The sequence below is a fragment of the Paraburkholderia sp. Ac-20347 genome (assembly GCF_017104805.1).
In the GTDB taxonomy this organism is placed as follows: Bacteria; Pseudomonadota; Gammaproteobacteria; order Burkholderiales; family Burkholderiaceae; genus Paraburkholderia; species Paraburkholderia tropica.
Window position 1 is genome coordinate 40,169 of record NZ_JAAGPN010000040.1, and the last position, 6,619, is coordinate 46,787.

The 6,619-nt window shown below is 64.5% G+C and carries 8 protein-coding genes; 2 read left to right on the forward strand and 6 right to left on the reverse strand.

The features are described from left to right. Window positions 1-69: 69 nt before the first annotated feature. Window positions 70-741, forward strand: coding sequence for a nitroreductase (locus G3N97_RS10905; RefSeq protein ID WP_205993214.1), 672 nt, complete (start codon window positions 70-72; stop codon window positions 739-741). A 70-nt stretch (window positions 742-811) separates the two neighbouring features. Here G3N97_RS10905 and G3N97_RS10910 read toward each other — a convergent pair whose 3' ends face one another. After that, the gene (locus tag G3N97_RS10910; protein ID WP_205993215.1) at window positions 812-1,228 is read right to left on the reverse strand and encodes an HIT family protein; all 417 of its coding nucleotides are present in this window, start codon (window positions 1,226-1,228) and stop codon (window positions 812-814) included. A 255-nt stretch (window positions 1,229-1,483) separates the two neighbouring features. Here G3N97_RS10910 and cfa point away from each other — a divergent pair, with 255 nt between their 5' ends. Then, window positions 1,484-2,662, forward strand: coding sequence for a cyclopropane fatty acyl phospholipid synthase (gene cfa / locus G3N97_RS10915; protein ID WP_205993216.1), 1,179 nt, complete (start codon window positions 1,484-1,486; stop codon window positions 2,660-2,662). Window positions 2,663-2,773: 111 nt separating this feature from the next. On the opposite strand, the gene crcB is transcribed toward cfa, so the two are convergent. The 5 genes from crcB to G3N97_RS10940 form a co-directional block, all read right to left on the reverse strand. Further along, window positions 2,774-3,154, reverse strand: coding sequence for a fluoride efflux transporter CrcB (crcB, locus tag G3N97_RS10920; protein WP_065061136.1), 381 nt, complete (start codon window positions 3,152-3,154; stop codon window positions 2,774-2,776). A gap of 170 nt (window positions 3,155-3,324) precedes the next feature. Next, entirely contained in the window at window positions 3,325-4,086 is a 762-nt protein-coding gene (locus tag G3N97_RS10925) for an SDR family oxidoreductase (RefSeq protein WP_205993217.1), read from the reverse strand. A gap of 181 nt (window positions 4,087-4,267) precedes the next feature. Then, complete coding sequence (gene styD, locus G3N97_RS10930) at window positions 4,268-5,746, reverse strand: phenylacetaldehyde dehydrogenase StyD (RefSeq protein ID WP_205993218.1); 1,479 nt, start codon at window positions 5,744-5,746, stop codon at window positions 4,268-4,270. Window positions 5,747-5,772: 26 nt separating this feature from the next. Further along, window positions 5,773-6,348, reverse strand: a complete 576-nt coding sequence (locus G3N97_RS10935) for a hypothetical protein (protein WP_205993219.1) — start codon at window positions 6,346-6,348, stop codon at window positions 5,773-5,775. 10 nt (window positions 6,349-6,358) lie between these two features. After that, window positions 6,359-6,619: hypothetical protein (locus G3N97_RS10940; protein WP_205993220.1), on the reverse strand; the 261-nt coding region annotated here is incomplete at its 5' end.

A 6,619-nucleotide genomic window follows, 5' to 3' on the forward strand; every position in this document is an offset into this window, starting at 1 on the left:
GAAGAGGCGCTCTGCAGACGCACAGCGCTTCGTCGATAATGCATCGTCGATTCTTTGAGGAGTCCGCGCGTGAAGGTCAGTGAAGCCGTCAACAGCCGCAAGTCGGTGCGTCAGTTCTTGCCCGATCCTATCGATCCCCAACTGATTCGCGCGGTGCTCGCCACCGCGTCGCGCGCGCCGTCGGGCGGCAATCTGCAGCCGTGGCACATCCACGTGGTGGGCGGCGAGCGGCTCGCGGCGTTCAAGTCGATCATGGCCGCGCGCATCGCCGAGGCGCCCGAGGGCGAGCGCGGCGAATACGATGTCTATCCGCGCGAACTCACGCCGCCGTATCGCGACCGGCGCTATCAGGTCGGCGAGGATCTGTATCGCAGCATCGGCATCGCGCGCGACGACCGGCCAGGCAGGCTGCGCCAGTTCGCGCGCAATTTCGCGTTCTTCGACGCGCCGCTCGCGCTCTTTTGCAGCGTCGACCGGCAGATGGGACCGCCGCAATGGTCCGATCTCGGCATGTTCCTGCAAACGGTCATGCTGCTGTTGCGCGAAGCCGGCTTGCATAGCTGCCCGCAGGAATGCTGGGCGCGCTATGCGCAGACGGTCGGCGACTTTCTGGCGCTGCCGGATGAGCGCATGCTGTTCAGCGGCATGGCGATCGGCTATGAGGATGTCGCGGCGCCGATCAATCAGTGGCGTTCGGCGCGCGTGCCGCTCGAGGCGTTCGCGCAGTTCGACGGCATCTGACGATCTCGCCGCCGCGAACCGCGTTTTAAGCTATTTGAAAGCTGATTGCGTCACATCGTGACGCATTGCTTCAAAGCGCCGCACGAATGCGCGCGGCGACGGCTTCCAGTTCCGCCTTGTCGGCCATGTCGCGCGCGTGCATGCGCAGTTCCTCGCCGTTGCGGCGCGGAATCAGGTGGAAATGCACATGCGGCACGGTCTGGCCGGCGGCCGCGCCGTTGAACTGCGCGATCATCAGGCCGTCGGGCGTGAGCGCCTTGCGCAGCGCCGCGGCCAGCGTGTGCACCATCGCCATCGCCGCGCTCAGCGCTTCGGGCGACAGCTCGTAAATCTCTTCCGCGCCTTCCTTCGGCAACACCAGCACGTGGCCTTCGGCCTGCGGCATCACGTCCATGATCGCGACGGCGTCGTCGTTTTCGGCCAGCTTGATGGAAGGAATTTCGCCGCGCAGCAGCTTCGCGAAGATGTTGTTGGTGTCGTATGCCATGGGTTGTCCTCGGGTTATTGCTTGGGTTTTCCTGCGTGATTGCTGGAGGCTTTCGGGCGGCTGTCGCAGCCGCAGCGGTCGATTATCGCCTGGCCGGATGGTGAAAGCGGTGTGTCCGTGTCCCTGCACTTTTTTTGAAGCGGGTGCATCATAGAGGTTCTCGCAGCGAGCGCGACGACGAAGTCTTGATAGCAACCTCTTGCATGTGGCCGGAGCGAGGCGCAGGGCGCCAGTGCCGGTCTTGACGGAGCACGTATGGCAACGACCGATCTCGAAGCAGCCCAACCCGCCCGCGAGGCCACCGGTTCGGGGGCCTGGCGATTTGCATCCCAACTCCTCGCGCGCGCCGACGTCAAGCTGAACGGCACGCGTCCGTGGGACATGCGCATCCACGACAACCAGGTGCCCGAGCGGGTGCTGGCGCTCGGCAATCTGGGCCTCGGCGAAGCCTATATGGATGGCCAGTGGGATTGCGAACAACTCGACGAGTTCTTCGCGCATGTGTTGCGCGCGCATCTGGATGATCAGATCGATCCCTCGCGCCTCGTCTTTCACGCGCTCAAGGCGCGCCTCATGAATCGCCAGACCGTGCGTCGCGCATGGAAGGTCGGTCAGCAGCACTACGATATCGGCAATGCGTTTTACGAGGCCATGCTCGACAAGCGCATGACCTACACCTGCGGTTACTGGTCGGGCGGCGCGAAGACGCTCGAAGAAGCGCAGGAAGCGAAGCTCGACATGATTTGCCGCAAGCTTGGCTTGCAGCCGGGCATGCGTCTGCTCGACATCGGCTGCGGCTGGGGCAGTCTCATGAAGTTCGCTGCCGAGCACTACGGCGTTTCATGCGTGGGCGTGACCATTTCGAAAGAGCAGGCCGCGCTGGGCGCCGCGCGCTGTGAAGGGCTGCCGGTGGAGTTCCGCCTGCAGGACTATCGTCTGCTCGACGAGAAGTTCGATCGCATCGCGAGCGTGGGCATGTTCGAGCACGTCGGGCCGAAAAACTATCGCACGTATATGGAAGTCGCGCATCGTTGTCTCGACAGCGAAGGCCTCTTCCTGCTGCACACGATCGGCAAGAACCGGCGTGACACCACGCCCGATCCGTGGATCGACAAATACATTTTCCCGAATGGCGAATTGCCGACCATCGGCCAGATCGCCGATGCATCGGGCGGTCTGTTCGTCACCGAAGATCTGCATAATTTCGGCGCCGATTACGACCGCACGCTGATGGCGTGGCACGCGAATTTCGAAGCCGCGTGGCCGCGTTTCGAAGCCGAAATGGGCCAGCGTTTCTATCGCATGTGGCGTTATTACCTGCTGTCGTGCGCGGGTGCGTTCCGTGCGCGCGATATTCAGCTCTGGCAATTCGTGCTGTCGAGAAATGGTCTGGTGGGCGGTTACGTGCGGCCTGAATTGCCGTCGGCAGAATGATCGAATGAAAAAAGGCCTTGAAACAAGGCCTTTTTCAATGCCGTCGCCTGATGAGCAAAACCGCGTGTGCGCCAATCTAAAACGCAGCGCGGTTTTTCATTGCACGCGCGTTTAGCGCATGACGGCCGCGACCGTTGCGATGCCGAGTATCGTCATCAGCACGGACGCGCAGACGTGAATGACGATCTCGCCCGCCGCCCAGCCGAAGCGTCCGTTTTGCAGATGCGAAACCACTTCGGCGGAGAAGGTCGAAAACGTCGAAAGGCCGCCCATGCAGCCGGTGATGACGAACAGACGCCATTGCGGCGAGACTTCGGGCAGACGCATGAACGCCGCGACCGCCACGCCGATGACGTAACCGGCGATCACATTGGACGCCAGCGTGCCGAGCGGCAACGAAGGGAACAGCGCATTCAGCCGCAGGCCGAGCACCCAGCGCAGCAGCGAACCGAGCGCGCCGCCAATGCCGACGGCGAGTATGGACAGATACATGTCAGGGGTCGTGGTGAGCGCAATGAAAGGCGCACACGGCTGGCGGCGAACGGTCTTTGCCGGCTGCCGGCGCGCTCCGGCCTGGACCCCGAAAGTGTAGCATCGCGCCGCAGGGCGGCAGGCGCTGTGCGGCGCAATGTGCGGCTTGATGTGAAACTGCGCTTACGGCATCACGCGAGTCCGCCGTTGGCGCGCAGCGTCTGGCCGTCGACCCAGCCGCTGTCCGGCCCGGCGAGGAACGACACGACCGAGGCGATGTCCTCCGGCTGGCCGAGGCGTTCGAGCGGCGGCAGGCTTGCGAAATGGCGGATCTGCTCCTCGGTCTTGCCTTCGAGGAAGAGGGCGGTCGCGACCGGACCCGGCGCGACCGCGTTCACCGTGATGCCGCGCCCGCGCAATTCTTTCGCGAACACGCGCGTGAGCGCTTCGACCGCGTTCTTCGTGGCGTTGTAGATGCCATAGCCCGGCAGATTCAGCGCGAGCGCCGTCGTCGAAAAGTTGATGATGCGCCCGCCGTTCGCGAGTTTCGTGGCGGCCTCGCGCATCGTGTTCAGTGTGCCGCGCACGTTGATGTCGAACATCTCGTCGTAGAGCGCGTCGGTCGAATCGGCGAGCGTGACCACCTTCATCACGCCCGCATTGTTGACGAGCACCGTGGGTTGCCCGAGTTGCGCGATGGTCGTGTCGAACAGCGCGCGCACTTCGTCGGCCTTCGCGATATTGGCTTTCACAGCGATGGCGCGACCGCCCGCGGCCGTGATGGTGGCGACCAGCGCTTCGGCCTCGCGTGCGCTCGACGCATAGTTGATGACGACCGCGTGGCCGTCGCGCGCCAGCCGCTCGGCCACGGCGGCGCCGATGCCGCGCGACGCGCCGGTCACGATCGCCACGCCGCGCGTGCCGCTTGTTGAGGTCGTGGTTGCGTTGCTCATGCTCGATCTCCTTTCGATGGATGTCCGCCGCAGCGGGAATGGAGTCGATCATGCGGGAATTCGCGCCGCCGGTCATTGCCCGCCGGCGGGTTTCATCATTCCATTTCGATTAACAATCGATCGAGGGCGGGCGCAGGTTAGCGAACGTATTTCACACCGTCACGTGCGCCCGCGAAGACGCTCAATACGCGATGCAGACCGATTTCGTCTCGGTGTACGCATCGATGATCGCGCGGCCATGTTCGCGTCCGATCCCTGACGACTTGAACCCGCCGAACGGCAGCGCGGGATCGACCATGTTGTGCGTATTCACCCAGACGGTGCCCGCCTGCACGGCATCGACCACACGCAAGGCGCGATCGAGCTGGTTGGTCCACACGCTCGCGCCCAGCCCGTACTCGGAGGCGTTAGCGGCGTCGATCGCTTCTTCCACGTCGTCGTAGGGCATCGCCACGAGCACCGGGCCGAAGACCTCTTCGCGCACGACAGTCAGCGCGCGCTTGCCGGCGTTCGCGATCACGGTCGGTTCGACAAAAAAGCCCGCACGCTGAGCGTCGCCGCCGCCCGCGAGAATCTCGCCGCCTTCCGCGCGGCCCTGCGCGATCATGCCTGCCACCTTGTCGCGATGGCGCGCGGAAACCATCGGACCCATCTGCGTGGCCGCCTCGAAGCCGGAGCCGAGCACCGTATTGCGCGCGACGTCCGCAATGCCGCCGACGATCTCGTCGAAGCGCGCGCGCGGCACGTAGAGCCGCGAGCCCGCCGTGCAGACCTGGCCGTGATTGAAGAAGATCGCGCCCGCCGCGCCTTCGATCGCGCGCTGCGTATCGCAGTCGTCGAGCACGATCACGGGGCTCTTGCCGCCGAGTTCGAGCGAAACGCGCTTCAGATCGCTCGCGCATTGCTTGCCGATGATGCGGCCCACTTCGGTCGAGCCGGTGAACGTGACCTTGTCCACGTGCGGATGACGCACGAGCGCCGCGCCCGCCGTCTCGCCCTGACCGGTGACGACGTTGAACACGCCCGGCGGAAAGCCCGCTTCGTGCGCGAGTTCGGCGAGACGGATCGCGGTGAGCGGCGTTTCCTCGGCGGGTTTGAGCACGACGGTGCAGCCGCACGCGAGCGCGGGCGCGATCTTCCACACGGCCATCAGCAGCGGAAAATTCCACGGCACGATCGCGGCGACCACGCCCGCGGGTACGCGACGCGTGGAGGCGTTGTAGCGCACGCCCGGCGGAAACGCGAGCGAGAGATCGACCGTGCTGCCTTCGATCTTGGTCGCCCAGCCCGCCATGTAACGCAGCCATTGCACGCTGCCGCCCACTTCGAGCATTTTCGAAAAGCCCAGCAATTTGCCCTGATTGAGCGTTTCGAGCGCGGCGAGCTCGTCGCCGTTCTGCTCGACGAGATCGGCGAGTTTGAGCAGCAGACGTTCGCGCGCGGCGGGCGGCAGGCGTCGCCACGTATCGGCTTCGAAGGCGCGGCGCGCGGCGCTGACTGCTGCGTCGATGTCGGCGTCGCCGGCGTCGGGCACCTGTGCGATTTCATGGCTGGTGGCCGGGTTGAAGACGGCGAAGTGGCGGCCGTTGTCGCTCTCGACAAAGCGTCCGTCGACGAACATCTGCGTGCGGATCGTGTGCGTGAAATCCTGGCGGTCCATCTTGTCTCCTTGATTCGATGATGGGTTCAGCGAAGTTCGATAGCGCCGCGCGTGGCGAGCGCGGATGACGCGACGTAATGCGTCCCGGCGACGCGGCGATGGGCGAGTGCATACGCACAGGCGAGATTGAGCGCGCCGCCGAGCAAGTAAAGCGCGTAGAAGCCCTGGCCGAAGCCCCAGGACGTCGTGGCGAGCGCCGCGCCCGCGAGCATGCCGCCGTGATGAACCATGCCGGGACAACCCGCGTGTGCGGCGCGCTGCGTGCGTGACGCGCGGATGAGCGCGGGTAGCGTGAGCGCATCGAGCAGCGCGAAGGCGGGCGCGGCGAAAACGGTCCAGGCGGAAAACGCAGTGAGTGCGAGCGCGGCGAGTAACGCGCCGCGCACGACAAAGAGTGTGAGCAACGTGTGCCGATGATCGGCGCGATCCGCGATCAAACCGAGCAACGCGACGAGGCAGAGCGAAATAGCCGCGTGCAAAAACGAGAACGGTCCGGATCCGCAGAGCGAAAAGAGTTGAAAGCGGGCGAGCACGCCGCTCGACAATCCGGCAAGCAACGCGGCAGCCAGCATGGCTGCGTTGCCGCGTAATGCGCTATTCAAATCGCTGCGTTTAATTTGATGATTGGGAATCCTTGGTAAATTTTTGAATTGCCAAAAATTCCACATCGGAATGAGCAATGCCACGCCGAGCAAAATCAATATCGACGCTTGACCGACCGATATTGAATTTGCCTGCGCCGAAGCCGCGCTTATCGCGAGCATCGTTGTCACGAGCGCGGTGGCGATGGGCGCGATGGGCCGCGCTGCGAATCGCCGCGCCAGCATGGCGGGCAAGCACGCCATCGCCGCAAGCGCAAGCCCGCTGGCGGCG